The 26520-nt window shown below is 35.7% G+C and carries 28 protein-coding genes, 1 tRNA gene and 1 pseudogene; 23 read left to right on the top strand and 7 right to left on the bottom strand.

The annotated features are described in order from the left end of the window. Positions 1-296 precede the first annotated feature (296 nt). Positions 297-743 carry an acyl-CoA thioesterase gene (locus tag COO03_RS16215; protein WP_097898147.1) on the top strand — a complete coding sequence of 149 codons (447 nt, stop codon included), beginning with the start codon at positions 297-299 and terminating at the stop codon, positions 741-743. Positions 744-777: 34 nt separating this feature from the next. Here the strand turns inward: COO03_RS16215 and COO03_RS16210 are convergent, their stop codons facing one another. Beyond that, positions 778-1557, bottom strand: a complete 780-nt coding sequence (locus tag COO03_RS16210; RefSeq protein ID WP_097898146.1) for a M15 family metallopeptidase — start codon at positions 1555-1557, stop codon at positions 778-780. A gap of 281 nt (positions 1558-1838) precedes the next feature. Between COO03_RS16210 and motA the strand changes: the two genes are divergently transcribed. Beyond that, positions 1839-2633: a flagellar motor stator protein MotA gene (gene motA, locus COO03_RS16205; protein ID WP_097898145.1), complete on the top strand. Its 795-nt coding sequence runs from the start codon at positions 1839-1841 to the stop codon at positions 2631-2633. Next, complete coding sequence (gene motB, locus COO03_RS16200; RefSeq protein WP_097898144.1) at positions 2623-3408, top strand: flagellar motor protein MotB; 786 nt, start codon at positions 2623-2625, stop codon at positions 3406-3408. The genes motA and motB overlap by 11 nt, the downstream gene beginning before the upstream one ends. Before the next feature lie 28 nt (positions 3409-3436). Here motB and COO03_RS16195 read toward each other — a convergent pair whose 3' ends face one another. Beyond that, on the bottom strand, positions 3437-4264 hold the full coding sequence (locus COO03_RS16195) for a 5'-nucleotidase, lipoprotein e(P4) family (RefSeq protein ID WP_097898143.1): 828 nt from the start codon (positions 4262-4264) through the stop codon (positions 3437-3439). A gap of 376 nt (positions 4265-4640) precedes the next feature. Between COO03_RS16195 and COO03_RS16190 the strand changes: the two genes are divergently transcribed. The 3 genes from COO03_RS16190 to COO03_RS16180 all read left to right on the top strand — a co-directional run bounded on the left by COO03_RS16190 (position 4641) and on the right by COO03_RS16180 (position 7297). Continuing rightward, the gene (locus tag COO03_RS16190) at positions 4641-5525 is read left to right on the top strand and encodes an ABC transporter ATP-binding protein (protein WP_141523116.1); all 885 of its coding nucleotides are present in this window, start codon (positions 4641-4643) and stop codon (positions 5523-5525) included. Between the two features lie 2 nt (positions 5526-5527). Next, positions 5528-6748 carry an ABC transporter permease gene (locus COO03_RS16185; protein WP_097898141.1) on the top strand — a complete coding sequence of 407 codons (1221 nt, stop codon included), beginning with the start codon at positions 5528-5530 and terminating at the stop codon, positions 6746-6748. Positions 6749-6865: 117 nt separating this feature from the next. Continuing rightward, the gene (locus tag COO03_RS16180) at positions 6866-7297 is read left to right on the top strand and encodes an Rrf2 family transcriptional regulator (protein ID WP_141523117.1); all 432 of its coding nucleotides are present in this window, start codon (positions 6866-6868) and stop codon (positions 7295-7297) included. A gap of 43 nt (positions 7298-7340) precedes the next feature. Here COO03_RS16180 and COO03_RS16175 read toward each other — a convergent pair. The 3 genes and pseudogenes from COO03_RS16175 to COO03_RS16165 all read right to left on the bottom strand — a co-directional run. After that, positions 7341-7451: pseudogene (locus tag COO03_RS16175) on the bottom strand (multidrug resistance efflux transporter family protein); the annotation flags it as partial. Positions 7452-7516: 65 nt separating this feature from the next. Further along, complete coding sequence (locus COO03_RS16170) at positions 7517-7702, bottom strand: PspC domain-containing protein (protein ID WP_097898139.1); 186 nt, start codon at positions 7700-7702, stop codon at positions 7517-7519. A 318-nt stretch (positions 7703-8020) separates the two neighbouring features. Continuing rightward, positions 8021-9844 (bottom strand): APC family permease, encoded by a 1824-nt coding sequence (locus tag COO03_RS16165; protein WP_097898138.1) that lies wholly within the window; start codon positions 9842-9844, stop codon positions 8021-8023. Between the two features lie 648 nt (positions 9845-10492). Between COO03_RS16165 and gerE the strand changes: the two genes are divergently transcribed. The 11 genes from gerE to COO03_RS16110 all read left to right on the top strand — a co-directional run bounded on the left by gerE (position 10493) and on the right by COO03_RS16110 (position 17183). After that, positions 10493-10717 (top strand): spore germination transcription factor GerE, encoded by a 225-nt coding sequence (gerE, locus tag COO03_RS16160; RefSeq protein WP_000659494.1) that lies wholly within the window; start codon positions 10493-10495, stop codon positions 10715-10717. Positions 10718-10918: 201 nt separating this feature from the next. Continuing rightward, the gene (gene racE / locus COO03_RS16155; protein WP_097898150.1) at positions 10919-11728 is read left to right on the top strand and encodes a glutamate racemase; all 810 of its coding nucleotides are present in this window, start codon (positions 10919-10921) and stop codon (positions 11726-11728) included. A gap of 142 nt (positions 11729-11870) precedes the next feature. Beyond that, on the top strand, positions 11871-12917 hold the full coding sequence (locus tag COO03_RS16150; RefSeq protein WP_097898137.1) for a GerMN domain-containing protein: 1047 nt from the start codon (positions 11871-11873) through the stop codon (positions 12915-12917). 130 nt (positions 12918-13047) lie between these two features. Next, positions 13048-13785: a ribonuclease PH gene (gene rph / locus COO03_RS16145; RefSeq protein ID WP_097898136.1), complete on the top strand. Its 738-nt coding sequence runs from the start codon at positions 13048-13050 to the stop codon at positions 13783-13785. A 10-nt stretch (positions 13786-13795) separates the two neighbouring features. Further along, complete coding sequence (locus COO03_RS16140; RefSeq protein ID WP_097898135.1) at positions 13796-14404, top strand: XTP/dITP diphosphatase; 609 nt, start codon at positions 13796-13798, stop codon at positions 14402-14404. 13 nt (positions 14405-14417) lie between these two features. Next, the gene (locus tag COO03_RS16135) at positions 14418-14924 is read left to right on the top strand and encodes a metallophosphoesterase family protein (RefSeq protein ID WP_097898134.1); all 507 of its coding nucleotides are present in this window, start codon (positions 14418-14420) and stop codon (positions 14922-14924) included. Positions 14925-15018: 94 nt separating this feature from the next. After that, positions 15019-15092 (top strand) — tRNA-Gly (locus COO03_RS16130). Between the two features lie 473 nt (positions 15093-15565). Further along, on the top strand, positions 15566-15808 hold the full coding sequence (locus COO03_RS16125; RefSeq protein WP_230322536.1) for a hypothetical protein: 243 nt from the start codon (positions 15566-15568) through the stop codon (positions 15806-15808). 122 nt (positions 15809-15930) lie between these two features. After that, complete coding sequence (locus COO03_RS16120; RefSeq protein WP_230322537.1) at positions 15931-16287, top strand: hypothetical protein; 357 nt, start codon at positions 15931-15933, stop codon at positions 16285-16287. A gap of 33 nt (positions 16288-16320) precedes the next feature. Next, entirely contained in the window at positions 16321-16521 is a 201-nt protein-coding gene (locus COO03_RS16115) for a cytoplasmic protein (RefSeq protein ID WP_097898133.1), read from the top strand. A 122-nt stretch (positions 16522-16643) separates the two neighbouring features. Continuing rightward, positions 16644-17183 carry a CopG family transcriptional regulator gene (locus COO03_RS16110; protein WP_097898132.1) on the top strand — a complete coding sequence of 180 codons (540 nt, stop codon included), beginning with the start codon at positions 16644-16646 and terminating at the stop codon, positions 17181-17183. A gap of 565 nt (positions 17184-17748) precedes the next feature. Here COO03_RS16110 and COO03_RS16105 read toward each other — a convergent pair. Next, on the bottom strand, positions 17749-19137 hold the full coding sequence (locus COO03_RS16105) for an MFS transporter (protein ID WP_097898131.1): 1389 nt from the start codon (positions 19135-19137) through the stop codon (positions 17749-17751). A 798-nt stretch (positions 19138-19935) separates the two neighbouring features. Here COO03_RS16105 and COO03_RS16100 point away from each other — a divergent pair. Continuing rightward, positions 19936-20697, top strand: a complete 762-nt coding sequence (locus COO03_RS16100) for a class I SAM-dependent methyltransferase (protein ID WP_230322538.1) — start codon at positions 19936-19938, stop codon at positions 20695-20697. Positions 20698-20722: 25 nt separating this feature from the next. Beyond that, positions 20723-21250: a DUF6886 family protein gene (locus tag COO03_RS16095; protein ID WP_097898130.1), complete on the top strand. Its 528-nt coding sequence runs from the start codon at positions 20723-20725 to the stop codon at positions 21248-21250. A gap of 295 nt (positions 21251-21545) precedes the next feature. Here COO03_RS16095 and COO03_RS16090 read toward each other — a convergent pair whose 3' ends face one another. Then, the gene (locus COO03_RS16090) at positions 21546-22286 is read right to left on the bottom strand and encodes a GntR family transcriptional regulator (protein WP_097898129.1); all 741 of its coding nucleotides are present in this window, start codon (positions 22284-22286) and stop codon (positions 21546-21548) included. A gap of 243 nt (positions 22287-22529) precedes the next feature. Between COO03_RS16090 and COO03_RS16085 the strand changes: the two genes are divergently transcribed. The 4 genes from COO03_RS16085 (at position 22530) to tig (ending at position 26441) form a co-directional block, all read left to right on the top strand. Continuing rightward, the gene (locus COO03_RS16085; RefSeq protein WP_097898128.1) at positions 22530-22943 is read left to right on the top strand and encodes a group I intron-associated PD-(D/E)XK endonuclease; all 414 of its coding nucleotides are present in this window, start codon (positions 22530-22532) and stop codon (positions 22941-22943) included. A gap of 289 nt (positions 22944-23232) precedes the next feature. After that, the gene (locus tag COO03_RS16080) at positions 23233-23481 is read left to right on the top strand and encodes a hypothetical protein (protein ID WP_097898127.1); all 249 of its coding nucleotides are present in this window, start codon (positions 23233-23235) and stop codon (positions 23479-23481) included. A 346-nt stretch (positions 23482-23827) separates the two neighbouring features. After that, positions 23828-24826 carry a hypothetical protein gene (locus tag COO03_RS16075; protein WP_097898126.1) on the top strand — a complete coding sequence of 333 codons (999 nt, stop codon included), beginning with the start codon at positions 23828-23830 and terminating at the stop codon, positions 24824-24826. Between the two features lie 331 nt (positions 24827-25157). Beyond that, positions 25158-26441 carry a trigger factor gene (gene tig, locus COO03_RS16070; RefSeq protein WP_097898125.1) on the top strand — a complete coding sequence of 428 codons (1284 nt, stop codon included), beginning with the start codon at positions 25158-25160 and terminating at the stop codon, positions 26439-26441. Positions 26442-26520: the final 79 nt, after the last annotated feature.

Genomic DNA, 26520 nt, shown 5'->3' with positions numbered 1-26520 from the left:
TGCATGGCCAGATGCTCTCTTCCACCTAAAAAGAGGGGCTTTATGTCGGTTTTTTAATTGATGTATATATAGATCAATCTTCTTAAGTGATTTGTTTTTGTAATTTTTGTTTTATTCTGAAATATACATTTGAGAGTGAAATGATTTATCCTACTATTCACGGGCAGTAATACCCCTACCTCAAGATTCAGAGAAAAGCGAGGAAGATAGGTGGTGCATTCCATCAGTGGAGGAAGAAGAAAACCTCCACTGATGGAAGTTTCACTTTATAAGATCGAAACAAAGGAGAGTTAGTTATGAAGAGGATTTCATATATTGAAGACTTTGAGAAATGGGAAAGTGATTTTTCATTTTATATTCCTGTTAAGGTTCGTTTTGGTGAGACCGATATGTTTGGGCATATGAATAACGGTGTTGCTTTTACATATTTTGAAGCAGCACGTATTGAATTTTTTAAGGAGCTTGGTTTTATGCAAGAATGGACCCATGAAGCGTCAGAAACGATGATTGTAGTTGCTGATCTTCAATGTAACTTTTTGAAACAAATCTTCTTTGATGAACATTTAAAGGTATATGTTAAAGCTGGATCAATTGGAAACTCTTCTTTAGATTTACACTATATGGCGAAGAATGAAGCTGGTGAAGTTTGCTTAGTTGGACGCGGAGCAATGGTGCAAGCATCGAAGAAAACGGGAAAAGGAGCACCTTGGCTCGAAGAATGGAAACAAAAGCTGTTACAATAATAGAATGCAAAAATAAGAGAGCGAAATGGCTCTCTTATTTTTTTTCACCCATTGCTTCTTCTAATGTTAGGTGATGTTTATGTAAGTATGTAGCATATGGATTGCCAACGTAGCGAAGATGCCATGGCTCATATGCGTATTCTGTCGTATCTGTTTTGTCCTCTAAATAACGAATAACGAAGCCAAATTCATGTGCGTGTGCTGCTACCCATTTTCCTTCTTCAGTTTCTCCAAAGATAGGTTCTAATTGATATTTTGCAGATTTAGAACTAATATCCATTGCAAGCCCTGTTTGATGTTCGCTCGTTCCAGGAACTGCACTAACTGAATCAGCCTCAGCTTGTCCTTGACGTTTAATGTATGTATTATGTAAGGATTGTTGTCGTTTATATGAACGATAACCTGATACAGCTGTAAGCTCTAGACCTTGCTCTTTTGCAGCTTGGAACATTTTTTCAAGAGCAGTGGCAGCATCTTTACGAAGTAATGTTTTTTCTTTATCTTTTGGAGATGTAAATGGAACGTTTGGCTTAGTTAAATTTTCTGGTATATAGCCATCTGGCAATTTACGATGTTTATTTACTAATACAAGCGGTGAATCTGGATTTGTAACAAGAGAAAAGTTTTCATCTATTTTTTTGGCTGTCTGTGCTGCCTTTGGAAAGGCAGGAATCTCTTCTTTTGGATGTTCAACATGTTTTTGTGTTTCGACAGCTTTTGCTTCATTGTGTAGTAGAGACTTCGAACCGAAATAAGCCAAGGATGTGATACCGATTACAATCGTAGCGGCAGAAATAATAACTATCTTTTTCATAAAGCTGTGTAATTTCAGTCCTTTCTTATAATTTATTGATTGTTTCATTATAAATCTAGTAGTTTGAAAAAGAAACATAAGAGTCGTAATGTAATAGAATTGCAAAGAAAATGCAAGAAAATGTCAGTTGGTGTAGAAAAATGTGTCAATGTGGATTTTTTTTTCGGAATAATACATTTCTAAGCTTTCATGAAAGTAATTTTTTATGTAATATATATATAAGAAGATGTAACGATTAATAAGAATGAATGACCTCTTGTATAGACTAGGAGTGAGTGGGAATGGATTTTGCAACAATTATTGGAATTATTTTAGGTGTAGTTGCGGTAATAGTAGGGATGTTTCTTAAGGGTGCTGACATAGCCGCACTATTAAATCCTGCCGCAGCAATGATCATTTTCGTTGGAACAACCGCGGCAGTATGTATTGCGTTTCCAATGAATCACTTAAAAAAGGTGCCAAAATTATTTAAAATTCTTTTTGGTTCAAATAAAAAGAATTTAAGTTATGAACAATTGTTGGAGTTATTTGTTCATTGGACATCGGAAAGTAGAAAATATGGTATTTTGTCTCTAGAACAACAATTAGACAAAATCGAAGATGAGTTTCTTCTGCGCGGTATGAAATTTGTTATTGATGGTGTATCTGCAGAAGATTTAGAGCAAATTTTAGAGGCTGAATTAGAAGCGATGGAAGAACGTCATGCAAAAGGTGCAGCTATTTTTTCACAAGCTGGGATGTATGCACCGACGTTAGGGGTTTTAGGTGCTGTAATCGGTCTTGTTGCTGCACTTGGGAATTTAACTGATATTGACAAGTTAGGACATGCTATTTCAGGCGCATTTATTGCAACGATTTTTGGTATTTTTTCAGGTTACGTGTTATGGCATCCATTTGCGAATAAACTAAAGCAAAAGTCTGCAGAAGAACTAGAAAAGAAACGTCTAATTATTGATTGTTTATTAATGCTGCAAGAAGGTACATATCCGTTTATCATGAAAAATCGTATTTTAGGTGCACTTTCTGCGACTGAGCGTAAAAAGCTAGAACAGGGAGCGGAAAAAAATGCGGAGTAGAAAGAGTAGAAGAGGCAAAAAGAAAAAACATGAAGAGCATATTGATGAAACATGGTTAATTCCATATTCTGATATGCTGACATTGCTATTTGCACTTTTTATCGTTTTATTTGCGATGAGTAGTATTGATGCTGCCAAGTTTAAACAAATGGCAGTCGCTTTCAAGAGTGAATTGTCCGGTGGTACAGGAAAAAAAGAGTTTTTAAGTGATCAAAAACCAAAGAATGAAAAAGATTTATCGGCAAATAGTCTTGAATCTGAAAAACTGAAAAAACAAGCTGAAGCTGAAGTGAAACAGCAAGAAATGAATGAATTAAAAGCGGTACAAAAAAGTATTGATCAATATATCTCTGAAAAACAATTGTCATCTTCTTTTAAAACAGAATTAACAGAGCGTGGTTTGATGATCACGATATTAGAGAATATATTGTTTGATTCAGGGAAAGCTGATGTAAAAGTAGAATCGTTAAACATTGCCAAAGAAATGTCGAATCTATTAGTTTCAGCAGCTCCGCGTGAGATTACAGTATCTGGTCATACAGATAATGTTCCAATTGCAAATGCTCAGTTTGCGTCAAACTGGGAATTAAGTACGCAGCGTGCTGTAAACTTTATGCAAGCATTGCTTCAAAACGACCAATTGGATCCAGGGAAATTTAGTGCGATTGGATACGGAGAATATCGTCCGATTGCGAAGAACGATACACCAGAAGGAAAAGCGAAGAATAGACGTGTAGAAGTATTTATTTTACCTCTAACAAAAAATATGGAATAAAATAAAGGATGGCGAAAGCCATCCTTTATTATTTCACATCAAATGATTTTAAATTGTCTCGGCGAATTTTATCTTTTTCTGCATCAGATTTTTTGAAGTCATAATCATATAAAGCGCCTTCCCAGTCACCGTACATTGGGTTAGGGAAAATAATGAATTTCTCACCGAATTGTGCTTTTGTTTCTTCAACTGTTTGATTGCGGTCTTTTACTGATTTTCCATCAAAGCCAGTGAAGTCAGATAAGTTGTCACCGAAGAATAGGACAATATCATGCGACTGTGAAACAAGTTCACGACGTTTTTCTTTCCCTTTTTCTTTCGGATCTTGCAACAAGATATGTTCTTTCGTTGCTTGTGGAGCACCAACGCGTTCAAGGTTTTTAATTGTTGCATCTAATTGATTTGTTTTACGGTTTGAAATGTAATAAATGTCTACACCTTTAGAATCTGTATATTTTAAGAAATCAATTGCCCCAGGAAGAGCCTCTGCTTCTGCTTTATTAATCCAGTCGTCCCATTTATAAGGATAGCCTTTTCCTGTTTTTACAGTCATTGCTTGATGAGGGCTGTTATCTAAAACAGTTTCATCTAAATCAAGTACAATAGCAGGTTTTTTGTTTGTTCCTTTAGCAAGAGCTGCATCAAGTTTTAATTGACCAATGTTATATCCTTGATAGTACAATGCTTTTGCTTCACCAGCTTTTTGATACCATAAATCGGCCATCAATTGCTGATCTGTTAACTTTACTTTTTCTTCTTTTGCCACTGTTTTCTCAGCTGTTCCTGAACATGCTACAAGTGATGTAGAAAGAACTGCTACAGATAATAAAGTGGCAATGCCTCTTTTCATCTTCATATGTACCCTCCTTGATGTTACTAAATCATCTAATATTATATATTAAAATGTAATGTTATTTGTAGTTTTTTTTATGAACTTTTGCATATTGTCTTTTGTATATATAGTAGTATGCCCTATATTAGGATGATGAATAAAAATTTACTGCTATCTTTGACAATTTTGGTTGTCAAAATGACAATTATAATTGACAATAAACTATTTATTATTTACAATTTTAACTAAATGAAGAAAATGGTGGATGATAGAGGGAGTGGTATATAAGTGGGAGTAAGTATGGGATGAAATAAAATCGTATGTGTTACGATATTTTGCTTTAAATAATCATAACTTTTAAAAAAGAGCAAGGATGATAGAGAAGGGGAGGATTTATACTTTGAGTTTACAAATTCAAAACTTAACGAAAATATTTGGTGAATCAAAAGCAGTCAATCAATTGCAAATTTCATTACCAAAAGGTGAAGTGCTAGGACTACTTGGCCGAAATGGTGCAGGAAAAACGACAACGATTAAAATGCTCCTCGGTTTATTAACTCCTAATGAAGGATCGATTACATGGGACGGAAAAGCAATTTCTGAGAGCGGTGTAACAATTGGATATCTTCCAGAAGAAAGAGGATTATATACAAAAAGTAGAGTGGTAGATCAACTGCGCTATTTTGGCAGATTAGAAGGAATGACGAAGAAGGAAGTGGATCGTGCAATTGATCGTTGGTTGGAGAAATTAGCAATCCCAGAATATAAATTTAAAACGGCAGGAGAGCTTTCAAAGGGAAATCAGCAAAAAATCCAATTAATTGCGGCGCTTATTCATGATCCAGAGCTTCTTATTTTAGATGAGCCGTTTAGCGGGCTAGATCCAGTTAATGCTGGTATGTTAGCAAGTATTATTGAAGAACAAGTACAAAGCGGGAAAACAATTATTTTATCGAGTCATCGAATGGAACAAGTGGAGGCATTTTGCCAACATGTATGTATTTTGAAAAAAGGAGAAGCAGTTGTAGAAGGACATCTAAGTGATATTAAACAAGAATACGGTTTTCGTAATTTAACAATTGAAGATGCGTTAGAAAATGAACAGGCATTGCAAGCTCTAAATATTCCGTACGAAAAACAACAAGGACTGCTTTATGTGAAAGTTCAGAATGACGCAGAAGCCCTAACGATTTTACAAAAGTTACAAGAAAAAGGTGTCAGCTTACGGCAATTTAAAATGCTAGAGCCAACGTTAAACGAAATATTCGTAGAAAGGGCGAAATAACAATGCGTAAATTTCCTCATGTATTTTCATTTTATTTTAGGGAATCGTTTTTATCCAAAAAATCATTAATTACAAGTGCGATTTTATTTTTAATAGTGTTTGGGATTATGGCGTTTACCCACTTTACTGATGATAAAGATAAAGGGAAAGATAAAATCGCGGTGGTAACAGAAAGTACCACATATAAAGTACAGGAAAGTGATTTAAATAAATTACTCCCATCAGCGAAAGTAACTGTGGCGCAAAAAGAAGAATTTAATGCGTTACGTAAGCAAGTGGAAGAAGGAGAGTTAGACGGTCTATTCCGTATTACAGAAAAGAATGGCATTCCAGAAGTTACGTATATGTATAGTGGCTTTCCAAGTCAGTCAACATCTACGCTCATAGCAAGTTATTTGAAGGAGCAATATACAGCGGTAATGATTGAAAAAAATAATGTGTCTCCAGAAGTAGCAAAACAATTGCAAATGGAAATTCCGATGAAAGAAGAAGCGATAAAAGATCGTGCGTCTTCCTTTGGGATTGCTTACATCTTTACGCTTGCGTTATATATTTTTATTGCGACTTTTGGAAATATGATTGCCATGAATATTGCATCTGAAAAATCATCGCGTGTAATGGAAGTAATGCTTCCGAAAGTAAAACCACTTACGATGATGTATGCGAAGATTTTAGCAGTTGTTTCAACTGCCTTATTACAATTATTGATTTCGGCTTGTGGTTTCTTTATCCCCTATTTACTTGGGTGGGTCAGCTTAGATAATGCATCATTAGCTGGTCTTCCGATTGACCTTGCTAAATTAGATGCGAAAGTTATAAGTTTGTTTTTAATATACTTTATTACAGGGTATTTGTTATATGCAGTGATGTATGCGGCAGCTGGAGCTGTTGTTTCTAAAATAGAAGATTTACAGGGCGTTTCAATACCGATTATAGTGTTAATCATGGGTGCACTTTTCATTAGCATTAAATCACTAAGTGATCCGAATAGTACAATTGTTGTAATTAGTTCATATATTCCATTCTTTACACCAATGGTCACATTCTCCCGTGTTATAGCAGGAGAAGCAGGTGCATTAGAAATTAGTATTACTTTAGCAATTTTACTGGTAACAATCGCTATTTTAAATTTCGTTACAAGCCGCATTTACGTCAACGGTGTCATGAACTACTCTGATAAAGTGAAATTTAAAGATTTAGCGAAGTTTATCAAGCGTCAATAAGAAGGCAAAGCGTGATTTTCTAAGGGAATCATGCTTTTTCTTTATGTGTAAATAAGAAATAGTATATAATAATATGTATCGTCTTTTGATAGAATGAACGTAAAGGAGGGTGTGCAGATGGGAATTAGTAGCCGTTTTACAGTAGGTGTTCATATGTTAACGTTACTTGCGATAGATCGAAACTCTCGCTGTACCTCTGAATGGATTGCCGGTAGTGTGAATACAAATCCAGTTGTGATTCGTCGCATTACAGGAATGTTGAAGAGAGCGGGTCTTGTTGATGTCCAAGCTGGAAAAGGCGGTACGTCACTTGCTCGTGATTTAGATGAGATTACATTACTTGATGTATATAAAGCAGTGGAAGTAGTGGAAGAAGGGCATCTATTTTCTTTCCATGAGAATCCCAACATTGAATGTCCAGTAGGAGCTAATATTCAATCCGTATTAGAGATTATATTAATGCAAGCACAAGAAGCGATGGAAAATGTACTTGCGAATGTAACAGTTCAGCAGCTTGTTACAAATTTACAATCGAAAATCAAAAAGTAAAAAAGCGAGTCTCATATAAGAGGGCTCGTTTTTTTACCTATTGCTATGCTGTTTTCTTTTGTGTAGCAACTGAAGCAGAGCGATTTAAAATACTATTTGCGACCATTCCAGCTATTATGATAATCATACCGATAAGTGAGAGTCCGGCAGGGAATATATAGGGAAATAAGTTAATAAATGAAAGATACAAAAAAGGCACCAAGTAGGTACCGGTGCCTTTTAGTAAGAACGTGGCATAAGCAATAAACAAACAAGGTAAGCTAAAAAGCCTGTTCCGAAACATAGAATTGCAATCACCCAAAGAATTCGAATCATACTAGCGCTTATGTCGAAATATTCTCCTAAACCACCGCATACACCAAATAATACTTTATCGGCTTCAGATCTACGTAACTTTTTTTCCATTATAAAATCCTCTCCTTTTTGGATACCACCAGTTATTTTTATATGTATCGGTGATATCTTCTATTTTTATTTTATAAGGAAAAGCGCAAGGGAACTATCAAATAATATTACAGTTTCCTGAAAGAAGATTACATGTTTGTAATGGTTTTTTAGGTATATATGAATTTATCCCGCTATTTGCGGGCAGTAAGACCCTCACCTCAAAATTCAGCAAAAGCAAAGAAGTTAGGTAGGGGGGCAACTGCCCGTAAAAGCCCGATTCGTTCAACTAATAATCAGTGGGGGATGAAGAAAACCCCCACTGATTAAAGTTTCGCTTTATTTCCGAAAGCGATACGGTACTGTTGTAACGATAACATTTTTCTTATATAAAAGGTAAACGCGAAGCAACACACTTGATTGATTGTGTAAAATATTATGCCAGCTTTTCTTTGTAATGAATTGCGGAATTAAAACAGTAACAAAGCGGTTTTTTTCTTGTGCTTTATGCTGAATAATTGTAATCAATTTTGCGATAGGTCGCATTAAACTTCGGTAAGATGAGATAAAGGTAACAAGGCGAATGTTCGGTTGCCATTCTTTCCATTTTTCCTGCATACGTAGTTCGCTTTCTTTATCAAAAGCTACATATACAGCGATAACTTGATCGCTAATTGTTTCTGCATAATTGATGGATTGCTCGACTACTTTTGTAATGCCAGCGATGGGAACAATTACGATATTACCGTTTGATTTTTCGGTAATTTCATCAAAATTAACCCGTAATTGTTCTCCTACTGCATCATAGTGATGGTGGATGCGATGAAAAATGAAGACAATGATAGGTAGAAAGATAAAAATGGACCATACTTGTGCAAATTTTGTAATAAAGAAAATGAGAAGCACAGTTAATGAAATAAGAGCACCTAATAAGTTTGTTAGTAATTTAGGCATCCATCCTTGTGGTTTTTCTCGTAACCATTTTATAATCATACCTGTTTGTGACAATGTGAAAGGAATGAATACCCCTACGGCATACAGTGGAATAAGTTGTTCGGTTTTTCCGTGGAAAGCTATGATTAAAAGGATAGAACCGATTCCTAACGTAATAATTCCATTTGAATATCCTAAGCGATCCCCTCGCATTAAATACATACGCGGCATATATTTATCTGATGCTAAATTAAATGCTAAAAGTGGAAACGCTGAAAATCCTGTGTTGGCAGCTAATACTAAAATAAGCGCCGTAGTTCCTTGGATAAAGTAGTATATGAAATTTCTTCCAAATACACTTGAAGCAATTTGAGACACGACAGTTTCGTTATGCTTTGGAGCAATTCCATACCAATATGCTAAAAATGTGATACCCGTAAATAAAATAGCGAGAATCGTTCCCATCATCACTAATGTTTTTGCTGCATTTTTTGCTGCTGGTTCTTTGAAGTTTGGAATTGCATTTGAAATAGCCTCTACTCCTGTTAAGGCAGAGCAGCCAGATGAAAATGCTTTTAATAAGAAAAATAGTGTAATGCCTGGTACGACAGTCCCAATTGGTGTATGTAAATTGGCGGGAGCTTGTCCGGTAGTAATTTTTACAATCCCAACAATAATTAAAATAACAAGTGCAAATGCAAAAAGATAGACAGGATAGGCTAAAATGGAAGCTGATTCCGTCACGCCTCTTAAATTCAAAATCGTAATAAACATGACAAGTATAACTGCAATCGGAACGGTGTAAGGATGCAATGTTGGAAAGGCTGATGTAATGGCGTCAGTTCCAGCTGAAACACTTACTGCTACAGTCAGAATATAATCTACAAGTAGTGATCCCCCGGCGATCAGTCCAGCGTTCGTACCTAAGTTTTTCTTTGAAACAACGTAAGCACCGCCGCCGTGCGGGTAAGAATAGATGATTTGTCTGTAAGATAAAATAAGTGCTGTTAATAAGATTAAAACACCTACTGCAATCGGAATAGAATACCAAAAAGCAATCGCTCCAAATGCAGCGAGAACAATTAAAATTTGTTCAGTCCCGTAAGCAACAGAAGAAAGAGCATCAGAAGACAAAATTGCAAGTGCTTTAAGTTTATTTAATTTTTGTTCTCCTAGTGCTGTTGATTTAAGTGGTCTACCAATTAAAAATCGTTTGAAGACTGAAAACATAATAACACCACCAATATATAATTTTGCGTACAAAGTGAATTGATTCTATCTAGTAGTATGAACGACTTTATGGGAAAGGTTTCTGAAAATGAAGAGGTAATAAATGGAGTGTTTAATATATATGTGGGAACGGTTTGTAGAGACAATCCTTAGTATAGTGTTAGAGCAGGTATAGCGTGTAGGGTTACTGTTTAGATAAGAAATTATAAAACTATTTGATTGAAAAGATGATCTTGTATCGAAATAGGCTTTTTTTATACATCAATAAAAAAACGATATAAAACCCCTCTTTTTAGGTGGGAGAGAGCATCTATTCATGCATAGAAGCGGTCAGGGCCTTTTTCTGCCACATGCGAATTAACAGCAGAAAGAGCAAACGAGTGTAGGGTTACTGTGTATTCTGCATAGCAGGGATTTAGATGTCGAAACATTAAAATGAATTTATATAGTTCATTCTATATGCAATGATCATTTTATACATACATTTTGAGTTGAAATGTATAAAGTATATGTAAATCTGAAATAACACACGAAATGTAGCCTATTTTCATTCACCACTAGCACATTTCATTCATACAATATCTTGACTAAATAAACACCCAACTTACACATATACAGCTCTGGCTTAAGCAAGGAGGGTTATACCAGTTGAAGGAAAAAGCATATCAATCTAAACCGTTACTCACAAAGAGAGAGAGAGAAGTATTTGAATTACTGGTTCAAGATAAAACGACGAAAGAAATTGCAAGTGAACTTTTTATTAGTGAAAAGACCGTACGCAACCATATATCAAATGCAATGCAAAAGCTAGGGGTTAAAGGACGCTCGCAAGCGGTTGTTGAACTTCTTCGTATGGGAGAACTCGAATTATAATAGAGGAAGCCGACTTTTAATAAAGGGTCGGCTATTTTTCTGTCTTGCAAATTATGAAGAAAAGGAGCAAAATAAAAAAGGTCCTGGTCTATACAGGTACATATTAAAAAAATGATTAACAGGATACTTTAGATTTATTACATTTTAAAGTATGTAAGATATACTAATAGTAAAAAAAGATGATGAATGAGAAAACGGGTGATTATGTTGAATAGAGCGATTGGTGTCATTGATTCAGGAGTAGGGGGATTAACAGTAGCGAAGGAGTTAATTCGTCAGCTGCCAAAAGAGCGTATTATATATTTAGGAGATACAGCACGTTGTCCTTATGGCCCGCGTTCTCGGGAGGAAGTGCGTCAATTCACATGGGAAATGACGGAGCATCTATTAGCGTTAAATATTAAAATGCTAGTCATTGCTTGTAATACTGCAACTGCAGTTGTATTAGAAGAGATGCAAAAACAGTTACCAATTCCAGTGGTAGGAGTCATTCACCCTGGTTCGCGTACAGCGTTAAAAGTAACAAATACGTACCATGTTGGAGTTATCGGTACAATCGGGACAGTGAAAAGTGGTGCGTATGAAGAAGCGTTAAAATCTATTAATAACCGCGTTATGGTAGAGAGTTTAGCATGTCCGCCATTTGTGGAACTTGTAGAGAGTGGAAACTTTGAGAGTGAAATGGCATATGAGGTTGTTAGAGGAACATTGCAACCATTAAAAAATACTGAAATCGATACACTGATTTTAGGGTGTACACATTACCCAATTTTAGGACCTGTTATTAAACGAGTAATGGGTGATAAAGTGCAGTTAATTAGTTCAGGTGATGAAACAGCTCGTGAAGTAAGTACGATTTTATACCACAGTAAGATGTTAAATGAGAGAGAAGAACAAAGTGATCATCTTTTCTTAACGACAGGGAAAATAGATTTATTCAAAGAAATTGCTTCTAAATGGTTCGGACAGCCAATAGAAAATGTGAAGCACATTCATTTAGAAACAAGATAATAGTAGATTCATATAAGAAACTCCTGAGAATTCAGGAGTTTTTTTACTTTATAAATTGTAATATAAGTTGTCATTGCTTGTTCTAAAACGATAAGAAGCTCGTATACATATAGTACAAACTTAGATTTTAGGGGGAATTGGTATGCCTAAATCCGCTTTTAAATGGCTTGTTTGTGTCACAGTAAGCGCAGCTTTATTATCAGGATGCGGTTTGTTAAATAAGGAGAAAGAAACAGAACAAATTGATCCACCGAAAAAAGTTTCGTATACAGAAGGTGAAAAAAAAGACACTGCAAAGAAGGACAAACAAGGAAAAACGATAAACAGAGAGTTGTACCTTGTTGATAAGAATGGTTATGTTGTACCACAAACAATAGCGATGCCTGTGCCAAAAGAGAATGAAGTTGTGAAACAAACATTAGAATACCTCGTGAAGGATGGTCCGGTAACGGATTTGTTGCCAAATGGATTTCAGGCGGTTCTTCCAGCGAATACAACGATGTCTGTTGATTTGAAAAAAGATGGGACAGCGGTTGTTGATTTTTCAAAGGAAATGAAAAGCTATAAAAAAGAAGAAGAGCGTCAAATCGTTGAATCGGTCGCTTGGACGTTAACACAATTTAAAGATATTAAACAAGTCAAATTTCAAATAAATGGTGAGAAATTGGCAAAAATGCCTGTTGGAGGTACGCCGCTCGGTGAGGCTGTGAGCCGTGCTGATGGTATTAACTTCGATGATGAACAAGTGGCAGATGTAACAAATACGAAACCTGTTACACTTTATTTCATGGCACAAAATAATAAACAACAGTACTATGTACCGGTAACGCGCCGTGTTGCAGAGGGAAAAGAAAATGAAGTGGAAACGGTTGTAAATGAGCTTGTAAAAGGGCCGTCTCATTCTTCTTTACTTAATGATTTTAACCCTGACGTGAAGCTTGTCAGTACACCGAAAGTACAAGATGGAAAGGTTACATTAAATTTTAATGAAAATATATATGCAAACAAAGATAAAAATATGATTTCAAATTATGTATTGCAAGCGCTCGTCTTATCTTTAACAGAAAAACAAGGGATGAAGAATGTTTCTGTTGAAGTAAATGGAAAAGCAAATCTTGTTAATGAGAAGGGTGAGAAACTAACAAAACCTGTTGATCGTCCACAAAACGTGAATACAGGTAGTTTTTAATCGCAAATAATTTGATATACTTATGTAAGAAAGGGGAATTGCTTTTGAGTTCCCCTTCTTCTATTGTTATACATATCATATATTTAAAGTTGGCTATACTAACAAGTAGTAGTTATGAGGGGGTTATTTTATGCGAGTAGATGGTAGAGGAGCAGCAGAATTACGCCATGTACATATTCATACAAATTATTTAAAACATCCGGAAGGGTCTGTACTCATTGAAGTTGGAGATACAAAGGTAATTTGTTCAGCAACGATTGAAGAGCGTGTACCACCATTTATGCGTGGTGAAGGAAAAGGCTGGGTAACAGCAGAATATGCAATGATTCCACGTGCGACTGAGCAACGTACAATTCGTGAGTCTAGTAAAGGAAAGGTAACGGGACGTACGATGGAAATTCAACGTCTAATTGGACGAGCACTCCGTGCGGTTGTGGATTTAGAAGCGCTTGGTGAAAGAACGGTTTGGATTGACTGTGATGTGATTCAAGCGGATGGCGGAACGCGAACAGCGTCTATTACAGGTGCTTATGTGGCAATGGTATTAGCGTTTGATAAGCTATTACAAGCAGAAAAAGTATCTAAAATTCCAGTGAAAGATTATTTAGCTGCAACATCAGTTGGGATTGTTGAAGAACAAGGTGTTGTTTTAGATTTAAACTATGCAGAAGATTCTAAAGCTGATGTTGATATGAACGTCATTATGACTGGAAAAGGACAGTTTGTTGAAGTGCAAGGAACTGGAGAAGAAGCGACATTTAGCCGTGCTGAATTAAATGAATTACTTGATGCTGCAGAACAAGGGATTTTACAACTTGTTGAAAAGCAAAAAGAAGCATTAGGTGACATCGTATCTCATATGGAGTAGAGGTGGAAATATGAAGGAAGTTGTTATTGCGACGAAAAACATGGGGAAAGTTCGTGAGTTTGCGGAACTATTTGAGAAATTTGATTTAGAAGTGAAATCTCTTTATGACTTCCCGCATATTGAAGAAGCAGAAGAAACTGGTGAAACGTTTGAAGAAAATGCAATTTTAAAAGCAGACAGTTTATGTAAACAGCTGAATGCGATTGTTATTGCAGATGATTCTGGTCTTATTATTGATGCTTTAAATGGAAATCCTGGTGTGCGCTCTGCTCGTTATGCTGGTGAACAAAAAGATGACCAGGCGAACATTGATAAGGTTTTAACAGAATTAGAGGACATTTCAATGGAAAAACGTACAGCACGTTTTTATTGCGCGCTAGCGGTTGCTTTCCCAGAAGATGATAAAGAACCGGTCATTGTAAGCGGCACGTGTGAAGGGAAGATTTTAGAGCAGCCACGTGGTGAAAATGGTTTTGGATACGATCCAATCTTTTATGTAGAAGAATATAAAGGAGCAATGGCTGAGTTAACTTCAGATGAGAAAAATGAAATTAGCCACCGCGGACGTGCACTTCGTAAGTTAGAAGAAAAAATCCCAGAATGGTTTTTAGGAGAGTAAGGGAGAGAGACTGATGAAGGCTTTGATCGTAAGTGATAGTCACAGCTCGGTGAAGGAGTTACAACAATTAAAAGAAATGTATGAGGGCAAAGTTGATGTCATGATTCATTGCGGTGACTCAGAGTTAACATTAGATCATCCGAATGTACAAGGGTTTCATATCGTAAAGGGAAATTGTGATTTCTGCAATAGCTTTAAGGATGAGATTGTTACTGATGTAAAGGGCGTACGCTTTTTGATTGTGCATGGGCACCGTCATAATGTGAAAATGACATTGCAGACATTGGCTTATAGGGCAGAAGAGGTAGGAGCGAATGTTGTATGCTTTGGGCATTCACATATACTAGGAGCGGAAATATATGAGGGGATTTTATTTATTAATCCAGGAAGCATTTTATTGCCACGTGCCCGTATAGAAAAAACATTTGCCTTGTTAGAAATGAATGAAAATGAAATGGAAGTTTCTTTTAAAACATTGGATGGACAGGTTGTTGAACAAGCAATTTTAAAAAGAGGATAAGAAAATTTATCCTCTTTTTAAAAAAGTATTGACTTTATCTGCGCATACAAATATAATAAACATTGTCGATAAGACATCAGAAAAAATTAAATATGCGGGTGTAGTTTAGTGGTAAAACAAGAGCCTTCCAAGCTCTGGTCGAGAGTTCGATTCTCTTCACCCGCTCCATGTCCCAGTAGCTCAGCAGGATAGAGCAACGGCCTTCAAGAATAGGAGCCTTTATAGGGAAACAAGAACCTATAGAGTGGACGACACTATATCGGTGAAGCCTTAACAGTACGGCTGATGGTAATACCGAGGAAACTTACGATCTTCCTTGAGGAGATTAAGGAGTTTTGAATGATTAAGAAAATCTTAATGGTAAAGACTCTGAAGTATGATGAAAATCATCGTGAGGTTCCGTAGAGACTACACGTGTCGCACCTGAAATGGTGAAGATATAGTCCAGACTACAAACAGTAATTACTGGTAGCGAAAGCTATGGTGGTAAGCTAAGCCGTCGGTCGGGAGTTCGAATCTCTCCTGGGACGCTAAGAAAACCTTTTGCGGTGACGTCAAAGTCCGCAATATATAAGCTCTCTAATTCGTAAGTTGAATCGTACAATGTGCGGTCGCTAACGAGTTAGGGGGCTTATTTTTTTATGTCAAAAAGACGTGATTCTTTAACGATTAGCGAAGACTTATCGAATATTTTTAGCGATAGATTGAAAAGTGATCCACGGAAGAAAGAGACCGCAGGGGGTCGTTATACATTTAATTTAACAATCGACAAAGCAATCGAAATAGTTGTACGTCAAATGTGCGCATTAAACAAGCGATATGGCAATGGTATTACTGTCAAATTCTCGGCGGATGGTACGCACACGGTTGAGATTAATAAGTAATAAACGTTAGGAAGGTCATGGCGAAACTGTTACGGCTTCCCTACATATCGACAGAAGGCAGTGATAGTGTGGAAAATTACGCAGATCGGATCGAAGAAGCTAATAAGCATATCGATACATACGTGATCAGCAACGAGGAATGGCACGAAACAGACGATCAAAAGAAAGTACGATTGATGAACTCAGCTGATCGGACGCTACATAATCAATTCAAAGGTAACGTTATCCCTGATAATGCTATCTACGAATGCAGCGCATACTTAGCAATCGTTTATAACGATACAAACAAAATGCAGCAGCAAGGGATCGCATCGTTTAGCGTAACTGGCGTCGGCTCATTCGCATTCAAAGAAAATAACGTTTCTAGTGCGATTTGGCAGCCGTTATCGGAACTTATCCCCGACAGTGTGTTACAATTAATCGAAGCGGAAAGCGAGGATCTCCAATTGACTGGACGTGTGATTGGTTGGACAGTTTAAGAAGGTTGTATAAAAAAGGGAGATGGCGCAAAGATGGCAAGATCAAAAGAGAATGATTTAACGGAGAAATTGGCAGAAGGTCACCGAAAATATGGTGACGGCAACTTTACAGTACAGAACATCGGTGATGAAACTAATCCGAATTGGACTGTCGTAAAAAATGTGAGGAAGGGATCGGCAGGCATTCGCGAAGAGGAAGATATACTAAGACTGCGATCAAAATATATAAAATAGTGCGGAAATGGGCGGGGATCACCTCGCCTTTCTTTTTTATATGAAATTATGCATTTATGTTTATTTCGCAATTTACGAAACGTTATAATAGGAAGGGAGACTAAAACGAAAGAGGAATAAAGATGAATTTAGAATCCATATTAAACGAATTAGAAAATAATAGAATATTAATAGTAGCGAAACAGATCGGGATAAGTCATAAGAAGTTATCGAAAGCACTGAAAGCAGCTGGTTACGAATATAAACGCGGTTTAGGTTGGCATTTTAAGTCTACGGGTGAGCCACCTTTGAAGGCGGATATCGGAGAGTTTATAGTGGACACCAATGATGCGAAAGCGGAAACGCCAAATAATGTTCTTACAAAAAATGAAGTCAATGCACTACGAATGGTAATTAACGAATGGGGTACGACTAAAAACGCAGTTAATGCGATCATGCAACAAAAGGAAAAGATTTCGGCGCAGAAGAATACTAATCCGATTCATTCGTTGTATATGCGTATTGGAGAAAGTGGCGCGCAAGAAAAGGCGAGCCGAACAGTTAATCTCGACAAGGAGATATGCGCAAGGTTAGACGGCTTTGAAGATAAGCATCGGTTGAATCGTGATGAGATCGTAGAGATTGCGCTTTGTGAATTCTTTGAGAAATATAAGGCGCAATAGTTGCGAGAGGGGGCGTGGATTTCATTATCTACGTCTTTTTTTCGGTTATAAGTGCGGAAAGGTACGCCGAGATTTGTATTTTAAGGCGATTATCTTTTCTTTAGTGGTAGGTATTTTAAATGCGTCAAAATTGTCGATAGATAATCGGTAGAATAAGAGGGCTTTCAACGTTGACGTAGAACTGCTATATAGCGTATAATAGTAATTAACAAAGACGGTCAGTTGACCGCCCAAATGAACGTTCAGCAAACGATGAAAGAGTCGTTTATATATCGTAGGTAAATGACGGAACGGGAGTTCGAATCTCTCCTGGGACGTACTTTGAAACCGTTAAGTTCGTAATGAACTTAACGGTTTTTTCGTTTTAGGTAATACTAAAAAGATTCTACCTTTGAAGAAATCACTTAAAAAATCATCAACAAAAATCAACTTCCTAAATATAATTTAGGAGTTTTTTGTGACTAAAAAACAGGAGTGTTTGATGTTTCATTTAATAAAAAAAGAACCCTAAACTTTTGGTCTTAGGGTTCTAATATGAAATAATCATTTTAAAGTTTTTATAAACCTACTTTGTTGCTTTTCGTCCCACTAATACCCAGTATAGAGATAAACTGAAAAGGGTAATGAGTACGAGAATGAATAGAATATTACTAAACATGGAAGCATCCGCATTGTTTATAATTCCTAGGAAATTTTTCTTCATTGCGGAATGGTCCATCATTGCAGCTGTATAGGCAATTCCGATTGACATAGCGACATTAAGTGTTAAATTATAAAATCCGATTGCTGTTCCTGTTTTTTCTTTATCAATTGTACAAATGCAAGAATCAAGTAATGGTGCATACATGAATGCAAATGAACTAGAGAATAGAACCATAGATATTACGAATACAACAACAGAAGTTTTGATAAAGAATCCGCCTAATAGTAAGCTGAGCATAATGCTGCACATAGCGATTGTAATACATTGCTTGCTTCCCATAACCTTCGCAACTTTTCCGGAAAGAGCCCCGACTATAGTAGCTGCTACATAGCCTGGAATCAATAATAGTGAAATTGTATCTAGCTTCAAACCATAAATCTTTTCAAGCAAGAATGGAAATAGGAAAATATATGCTAACTGTACAGAGTAGATTACAAAAGCAACTCCAAGCAATGAGATAAACTGTTTATTTTGAAAGAAGGATATACCGATAAAAGCCTTTGAGTTCTTGCTAATATAAGTAAGGAACAAGGCAATTGCAACAATAAACAAGATCAGGTACATCCAATTGAAATCTGTAATGTATAGTAGTAGAGACGCTGAAATGGCTCCAACTAAGAATAATCCTAATACATCTACATGACCGTTTTGCGCTTCTTCCTTAGGAAGATATTTTAAAATAAAAGGAAGAGTTAAAAGTGTTACTAAAGAAATTAAAAATAGAGTTGTCCAATGGAAATATGTTGAAACATAACCACCAGTTAATGCACCGATAAGCTGTGAAAGAGCAAAACTACTTGTACTTAATCCTAAAAATTTCTTTTGTTCATCTGCAGCTAAATGCTTTGTAACAAATATTACATATAACGTTTCAGCTGATGCTAAACCAGCAGTCTGGACAATACGTGAAATAACAACTAGTAAAAACGAATGTTGAAAAATATATCCCATGATGGAACCAGCGCAGATTAAAATAATCCCAGCGCTAAAAAGTTTTCTAAAACTAATGGAATCCGCTAAAGCTGCATAAACCACCGCCCCAATTCCAATCACAAGGCCAGCTAGGGTTGCTTGCCAGCTAACTGTTGTCGCTGAAATATTAAAATCTTTTGCCATATCAACAGAAATAATCTTAAACGAATTGTCAATTACTAAACATAATAGAAATAACAGTAAGGTAACAGGTACTGCTTTCTTGGCATTATATTTCTGAGTTTTCTTCATGCTTACATCTGCATTTATTGTAGACATAGCTATATTCCTCTCCTCTTGTTATTCAGGGAATTGTCTTCCTGAGTCATGATTGTCTGGCCTTTAACTACCAATTGATCCTTTTGTAAAAGGATGGTTTCAGTAATTTCTACACCATTTGTTTAATAGGGGATTCCTTGTGCACAGTTGTACCCATTTTTGTTCGTTCCTTCTTATGGTGCTTAGAAGGAAACGTTTTCATAAACAACTAAAAACATCTTGCTTTTTGATTACGCTTTCATGGTGATGCATAATAATTCTTTGAACTATATAATATTGTCTGTTTATCTAAAAACTTGTATGCACCTGAATAACGAAAAAAGATACCATGCTTTTCATTATTCAGGTGCATAAAAGGAAGCATTTTCATGAAGAACCAAAAATATCTTACTTTTTGATTACGCTTTCATGATCGTGCATGATAACTCTTTGAAATATACAATATTGTCCGGTTGTCTAAAAACTTGTATGCATCTGAATAATGAAAAGGATACCATACCTTTTCTTTGCTCACAACCCATCTTTCTTTTGGAATTTGTCTTTTTTGTTACAAAAAAGCGGTGGCAAATTTAATTGTTGTTTTGAACAGAAAGCCTTAATATTTTAAGAATTAAAAAAGCCAGAAATCCAACTAAGGATATCTGGCTTGATTTTATATTATATTAAAAAAGACATGACACTATCTACATGATATAAAAAACTGAATTATAAGTCTATATCTTTTTTTGGGAAAATGAAAAAATAAGAGTGTGCACAAGAAACGTAACGTTACGATCAATATAGAAAAGAGGGCGTACAATGGAAAGAACAATGACGACTGATGAAGCAATTAAGCGTTGGAACAAACATGCAGAGCATTTTACAGCAGGCTATGATGAGCATGGTGGTATTCATAGAGAGGTATTGTTAAATCCTGCAATTTTTTCATTAATAGAAGAGGTTAAAGGAAAAAAACTTTTAGATGCTGGATGTGGAGAAGGTTATTTAAGTAGGATCCTTGCCAAACAAGGTGCTACTGTGACAGCTGTTGATTATGCCGAAAAGATGATTGAAATTGCTAAACAAAGAACGAAAAGCGATGAAGCAATCGAATACAAACAGGGAAATTGTGAGAAGCTCGATTTTTTAGCAGATGAACAGTACGATATGATTGTTTCAAATATGGTTATTCAAGATTTAGAGAATTATGAGGCCGCATTAAGCGAGATGCATCGGCTTTTAAAGCAAGGTGGTACGTTTATTTTTTCTATTCTTCATCCTTGTTTTATTACGCCAAATAGTGGATGGATACGACATGAACAAGTCGATCAACAATATTGGAAGGTTCAGCGTTATTTCTATGAAGGGGTATATGATCAAAGGTTTCCGATAGATTCCGATGAAAAAATTGTATTTTATCATCGCACATTGACGAGCTATTTTAAGACGATTCACCGAGTTGGGTTTACCTTGGTAGATGTTATTGAACCGATTCCTTCTGTAGAAATGCTAAAAAGGTATCCGCAATTTGAAGAGGATTTACACTGTGCGGACTTCATTGTATTTAAATTAAGAAAATAAGGGATTATGATAAGGAGGGAAGCGTGTGCGCATATTTCATGTAAGTGAAGAAAAACGTATTCAAGTGTTTCACCCTCGAAAACCGACTCGGACGGACTTAGATCCAACGAAAGGGCTTGTATGGGCAATAGATGATCAATGTTTACCTGATTTTTTGATGCCTAGAAATTGTCCACGTGTTTGCTATCGTGTTGGCTCAAACACATCTGAAAGCGACAAGCAAACATATCTATCATCAAAATCATGTTCGCATGTCGTCGTTATTGAAAACAAATGGTTTGAAACGATGAAAAATACGAAATTATATTTGTATGAATTTGATACAAAGCAGTTCACACTGCAAGATGAGAATGCTGGTTATTATGTAAGTGAAACATCGCAAATTCCAATTGCTAAATTAGAAGTGGTTGATTTATTTGAAGAGCTGTTTAAACGTAATGTTGAACTACGTTTAGTAAATAATTTGTGGGATATGTTTGATGAAATTCAAAAAACAACATTTCAATGGTCTATGTGTAGAATGGGTTTTGCACAGCCGAGGTTGGATAAATAATTTGTAATCTAATAAGAGAATCCACTTTGAGAAATCTTTTCAAGATGGATTCTCTTGTTTTGATGTGATAAGAGGGGGTATTTTTGATTAGATTTTTTTTAGATGACTTCCTACTAATAAAAGTTTATATATAAATTCAATAAGTCATGGCTATGCAGAACAAAATATGACATGCATGTGCCTGCTCCTTTTGTTTGAAACATTGCATGTGGCAGGAAAAGGCCCTGACCGCTTCAATGTATGGCTAGATGCTCTCGTCCCTCTAAAAGAAAGTATTTTTTAAGAGCTTCTCCGATTACTTCGATGTTTTAATCCTAATTTGACTAAATTCTATTGGTATATAGTATTTATTATAAACCACAGGGTATTTATCGCTGATATATATACTTTCTAAAATTAAATCAAATTCCTCCCCATGGAAAATTTGGTATTTTAATGATGGAGTATTGGCGGAATTAGAACGTTTAATTTCAATGGTGGAGGAATTAGCCAGTTCATATATTTTCTCCTCTAGCATTTCCAATACTTGCTTCTCGTTATGTAAGTCAAGGTTTAATCTAGAAACGGCTTCTATTGGCATCATGGTAAAAGCAAACGCTACTATCTTATCGTGATTTTTATACCAGCGTTCCAACGCAACCACTGCGGTCATTTCTTGATTTAATACTTGCATTGCATAGTCCGTTACTAGGTCAATTCGGAAATTAAGCTCGATGTCATCTATTTTTTCTGTATAGCATTTATATAAGGGATTCCCCAGCTTCTCCAAGCCATCGCTACTTTCATTATGATGAAATTTTGTAATGAAATTTCCTTTTCCATGGATATTTTTAACCAATCCATCTTCCTGTAACAGTGCCAAAGCATGTCTTAATGTCATTCTGCTCACACCAAATATTTTGGCCAATTCAGGTTCTGTTGGAAGTTGGCTGCCTAGAGGAAATGTTCCATCCATGATTAATTTATATAATTGGTCATACACAGTGACGAATAGTGGTTTTTTTTGTTTATTGAGTTCATGAAGTTTATTATTCATTTTCTTATACCCCTATAGTTTTTTTAGTTCATGACTATAAATTCCGTTTCGTCTCGTTTTATAGTAGATTATTTTCTTTTTCTATTGTAACTTACTTTTTCTTGTAAATTAATACGCTTTCAAAAAATCATTATAATTTGTGCTAGATGTATGTGTCACTCAAACTGAAAAATATTGAAGAAGGGATTGTGAGTAGGTTATCGAATTTAGTAGAGAATAACTTTAAAGGTGTTGAATAGATATATGTATCATCATACAAAAACAAAAGGAGATTTAGGTGTTTTAAAAGCTCAGGTAGACTTGTATGAAAAGGGATATATGATTTTAATACCGCATACAGAGCATTCTCCATTTGATCTTGTAGTTTACAAAGAAGGGATATTTAAGAGAGTGCAAGTGAAATACAGAGAATTAAATGAGAGAGGAATACTTGAAATTAGATTTCGTTCTAGTTATTCAAATGCAAATGGGGTAGTCATAAAAAATGTAGATAAAGAGGAAATAGATATCTATTGTATATATTGCCCTCAAACGGATTTATGCTATTACTTTGATCCAAAATCGTTTCATAAATCAATTAGTTTAAGAATAGATCCGCCAAAGAATTATCAAGAAAAGAATGTCCACTTTGCAGATTATTATAGAGAACTTCCGTAAAACTACCTTCAGTTCTGTTAGGTAGTTTTTCTTTCGTCTTGAAATCTTACAATTCTGTAAGGTAAGTGTAAGGAAGTTCGATGGTAACCAATTGTCAGTCATTTATAATTAAGGTAACAAAGATGAGACGAGGAGGAAGAAAAAATGAAAGGATTAGTTGTAACGGGTTTAACAATAGCTTTTGGGTTTGTAGCATATGAGAAGTTAACGGATGTAATTGATATTGTGAAGCATCTAATAGCATAGAAAGATATTTTGACGTGAGAAGGGAAAGGGAATGAGGAAATGAATGGAATGGCTATTTGGAATTATAGGTGTCTGTAGTGTTGTATTAGTATTATTTGTTCCAAGTGTTATATTAAGTTCGACCACAAGTTTATTTTTTATGTGTTCGCTTGCCTGCATTATGCTTATTATTATGTTTCTAATGAAGCGAAGTAAGCCAATCTTCTTTTTTAGCGTGATTGTTATTACAATTATTGTTCTCCAAATGATTACTCTTTTTGTATATCCTACAATTATAAGTGCTTTTTGCTAATGAGAAATCCTCCGCTCCGGTTGCTGAGGGTTTTTATTTGTATAAAGTGAAACTTTAATCAGTGGGGGTTCTTCCTCCCCCATTGATTATTAGTTGAACCAATCGGGCTTTTACAGGCAGTTTATCTCTCGCCTAACTTCTTTGCTTTCGCTGAATTTTGAGGTGGGAGAATTACTGCCTGTTAATGCGGGATAAATGTATATTTCTAGTGTGAATTTGTTGATTTAATTACAAAAATTAAATATTTTTATATTCCGAATAAACGAATTTGGGATGTTGTGTTCTTATTACTCATTTGATATATTTACTTTGAAGATATTTAAAATCTAAAAAAAGAGGCGGACGTATGGATAAAAAAAAAAATACGGTCGTATTGTTTCCACAGTTATCAGAGCGCTATATTGATCAAGGTTTTTTGGCGCTGAAGGAACGAAAATTCGAAGATGCATTACGCTGCTTTGAAATATTACGTCAGTATAATGCAGAGACAGAACAAACAGAATTAGCTTCAGTTATTTGTTTGCTGGAATTAAAAAGAATAGAAGAATCAAAAGAACAATGTGAGAAGTTACTTGAGACAGGAACAGTCTTATTTGGAGATATTCTTGAAACATATGTGACAATTTTAGTTCAAACAAATGATTATGAAGGTGTCATTGAAACAATTGAGGAAGTTTTACAAACGAAGGAATTTGCTCCTGAGCAAAAGGAAAAATTAGCACAGCTTGCCTTATTTGCGCAAGGGATGCTACATGGGGAGGAAGGGCCTCAGGTAGATTCTAATTTTGATTTGGATGAATTTACCAACGAACTGTTTGTAGAAAATTTTGGGCACAAGCTACGGGTTATTAATAATCTTTCATTAAAAAATCTTGATAAGGCGTTGCCTGCTTTACAGAAATTTCTACTGGATGAAGAGCAACATCCCTATTTGAAAACTTCTATTTTATATAAAATGGTAGAAAATCGAATGGAAGAGAAAGTAGAAGTAGAGAAGTTTGGAGATACAATTACTGTTATCCCAGTAAATATAGGTCATAATGAGGAGCAATCCAATAAAATCATACATATATTATCGAATCGATTGGAACATGATCATCCAGATATATTTGAGACAATCATTACATATTGGAGAGAAATGCAAACTAGTATTTTCCCGTTTCCGCTATTAATGGATAAAGCCGAAGTTTGGGCAGCTGTTTTAGAGAGAATAGGGAGAAAACGTTTCGGATTGATAATCGATGAAGAGGAACTTATGACAGCATATAATATTAAGTTAGAAGAATTTCATATTGCTTATCAATGGTTTTTACGTGTTGAGAGGGAAGGGTATTTACCCGTATAATTATGAAAAAGAATCGTTCAGTTATTGAAACGAGAATATTCTATGTTATAATGTAAGGGTTGCAAAAGGCTGATTTCTGCCTGTTTGTAAGAGGAGAGAAGTATAATTCTCTTACTTAATATGTTTCATATTATTCTCGAACAAAATATACCTTGGTTGTTTTTTAGACAATTTATAGATTGGAACTGTGTATCTGAAAGCATTTGCTAGAGGAAAAGAGAGCCTGAATATAGTGGCTTTCACACTTTCGTTGTTTCTAAGAAAGGAATAATGGGAATCTTAATCTATAGAGGTATGTGCATACATTATTATAGTTGGAGGGAAAGAATAAATGGCTGCAAAATGGGAAAAATTAGAAGGTAACGTTGGCGTTTTAACAATCGAAGTTGAGGCTAAAGAAGTAAACAACTCTATCGACGCTGCGTTCAAAAAAGTAGTACAAACAATTAACGTACCAGGTTTCCGTAAAGGTAAAATGCCTCGTCCGTTATTCGAACAACGCTTTGGTGTTGAATCTTTATACCAAGATGCTTTAGATATCATCTTACCAAAAGCATATGGTGAAGCAATCGACGAAACTGGTATCTTCCCAGTTGCTCATCCTGAGATTGACATCGAGAAATTCGAAAAAAATGCAAACTTAATCTTCACTGCAAAAGTTACAGTAAAACCTGAAGTAAAATTAGGTGAATACAAAGGCTTAGCAGTAGAAAAAATTGAAACAACTGTAACTGACGAAGATGTAGAGAACGAATTAAAAGCTTTACAAGAGCGTCAAGCTGAGTTAGTTGTTAAAGAAGAAGGAACTGTTGAAAACGGTGATACAGCTGTAATCGACTTCGAAGGTTTCGTTGATGGCGAAGCATTTGAAGGCGGAAAAGGCGAAAACTACTCTCTAGCAATCGGTTCTGGTACATTTATCCCAGGCTTTGAAGAGCAATTAATTGGTCTAAAAGCTGGCGAATCTAAAGACGTTGAAGTATCATTCCCAGAAGAGTACCACGCTGCTGAACTTGCTGGCAAACCAGCAACATTCAAAGCAACAGTTCATGAAATTAAAGCAAAAGAACTTCCTGCTTTAGATGACGAGTTCGCTAAAGATGTAGACGAAGAAGTTGCAACTCTTGATGAGTTAAAAGCAAAACTTCGTACAAACTTAGAAGAAGGCAAGAAGCATGAAGCTGAGCATAAAGTTCGTGACGAAGTAGTAGAAAAAGCTGCTGCTAACGCTGAAATCGAAATTCCAGAAGCTATGATCGAAACTGAGTTAGATCGTATGGTTCGTGAATTCGAGCAACGTTTAAGCCAACAAGGTATGAATCTTGAGCTTTACTACCAATTCACAGGTACTGATGCTGACAAGTTAAAAGAACAAATGAAAGAAGATGCACAAAAACGTGTAAGAATCAACCTTGTTCTTGAAGCTATCATTGAAGCTGAAAAAATCGAAGTTACTGAAGAAGAAGTAGCAGCAGAAGTTGAAAAAATGGCTGCAATGTACAATATGCCAGTTGACGCTATCAAGCAAGCTCTTGGAAGCGCAGATGCTCTATCTGAAGATCTTAAAGTTCGTAAGGCTGTAGACTTCTTAGTAGACAACAGCAAAGCTGCATAATAAAATAACAAGGCACGATTTTGATCGTGCCTTGTTTTATAAATATAAATATATTTATAAAACTTTTCGATGAAGAAGG

Origin of the sequence: Bacillus sp. AFS098217, assembly GCF_002551815.1 — a bacterium.
Lineage (GTDB): Bacteria > Bacillota > Bacilli > Bacillales > Bacillaceae_G > Bacillus_A.
This window is presented reverse-complemented; position numbering and strand designations above follow the sequence as displayed.

What these genes read in the sequence shown, in the direction of transcription:
- COO03_RS16180 (WP_141523117.1), top strand. Translation starts at nt 6,866, where the DNA reads ATGGGAATTAGTAGCCGTTTTACAGTAGGTGTTCATATGTTAACGTTA.
- rph (WP_097898136.1), top strand. Translation starts at nt 13,048, where the DNA reads ATGCGAGTAGATGGTAGAGGAGCAGCAGAATTACGCCATGTACATATT.
- COO03_RS16125 (WP_230322536.1), top strand. Translation starts at nt 15,566, where the DNA reads ATGTCAAAAAGACGTGATTCTTTAACGATTAGCGAAGACTTATCGAAT.
- COO03_RS16100 (WP_230322538.1), top strand. Translation starts at nt 19,936, where the DNA reads ATGGAAAGAACAATGACGACTGATGAAGCAATTAAGCGTTGGAACAAA.
- COO03_RS16110 (WP_097898132.1), top strand. Translation starts at nt 16,644, where the DNA reads ATGAATTTAGAATCCATATTAAACGAATTAGAAAATAATAGAATATTA.
- motA (WP_097898145.1), top strand. Translation starts at nt 1,839, where the DNA reads ATGGATTTTGCAACAATTATTGGAATTATTTTAGGTGTAGTTGCGGTA.
- COO03_RS16215 (WP_097898147.1), top strand. Translation starts at nt 297, where the DNA reads ATGAAGAGGATTTCATATATTGAAGACTTTGAGAAATGGGAAAGTGAT.
- tig (WP_097898125.1), top strand. Translation starts at nt 25,158, where the DNA reads ATGGCTGCAAAATGGGAAAAATTAGAAGGTAACGTTGGCGTTTTAACA.
- COO03_RS16085 (WP_097898128.1), top strand. Translation starts at nt 22,530, where the DNA reads ATGTATCATCATACAAAAACAAAAGGAGATTTAGGTGTTTTAAAAGCT.
- COO03_RS16105 (WP_097898131.1), bottom strand. Translation starts at nt 19,137, where the DNA reads ATGTCTACAATAAATGCAGATGTAAGCATGAAGAAAACTCAGAAATAT.
- COO03_RS16165 (WP_097898138.1), bottom strand. Translation starts at nt 9,844, where the DNA reads ATGTTTTCAGTCTTCAAACGATTTTTAATTGGTAGACCACTTAAATCA.
- COO03_RS16080 (WP_097898127.1), top strand. Translation starts at nt 23,233, where the DNA reads ATGGAATGGCTATTTGGAATTATAGGTGTCTGTAGTGTTGTATTAGTA.
- COO03_RS16185 (WP_097898141.1), top strand. Translation starts at nt 5,528, where the DNA reads ATGCGTAAATTTCCTCATGTATTTTCATTTTATTTTAGGGAATCGTTT.
- motB (WP_097898144.1), top strand. Translation starts at nt 2,623, where the DNA reads ATGCGGAGTAGAAAGAGTAGAAGAGGCAAAAAGAAAAAACATGAAGAG.
- COO03_RS16090 (WP_097898129.1), bottom strand. Translation starts at nt 22,286, where the DNA reads ATGAATAATAAACTTCATGAACTCAATAAACAAAAAAAACCACTATTC.
- COO03_RS16210 (WP_097898146.1), bottom strand. Translation starts at nt 1,557, where the DNA reads ATGAAAAAGATAGTTATTATTTCTGCCGCTACGATTGTAATCGGTATC.
- COO03_RS16195 (WP_097898143.1), bottom strand. Translation starts at nt 4,264, where the DNA reads ATGAAGATGAAAAGAGGCATTGCCACTTTATTATCTGTAGCAGTTCTT.
- COO03_RS16115 (WP_097898133.1), top strand. Translation starts at nt 16,321, where the DNA reads ATGGCAAGATCAAAAGAGAATGATTTAACGGAGAAATTGGCAGAAGGT.
- COO03_RS16135 (WP_097898134.1), top strand. Translation starts at nt 14,418, where the DNA reads ATGAAGGCTTTGATCGTAAGTGATAGTCACAGCTCGGTGAAGGAGTTA.
- COO03_RS16140 (WP_097898135.1), top strand. Translation starts at nt 13,796, where the DNA reads ATGAAGGAAGTTGTTATTGCGACGAAAAACATGGGGAAAGTTCGTGAG.
- COO03_RS16075 (WP_097898126.1), top strand. Translation starts at nt 23,828, where the DNA reads ATGGATAAAAAAAAAAATACGGTCGTATTGTTTCCACAGTTATCAGAG.
- COO03_RS16170 (WP_097898139.1), bottom strand. Translation starts at nt 7,702, where the DNA reads ATGGAAAAAAAGTTACGTAGATCTGAAGCCGATAAAGTATTATTTGGT.
- COO03_RS16150 (WP_097898137.1), top strand. Translation starts at nt 11,871, where the DNA reads ATGCCTAAATCCGCTTTTAAATGGCTTGTTTGTGTCACAGTAAGCGCA.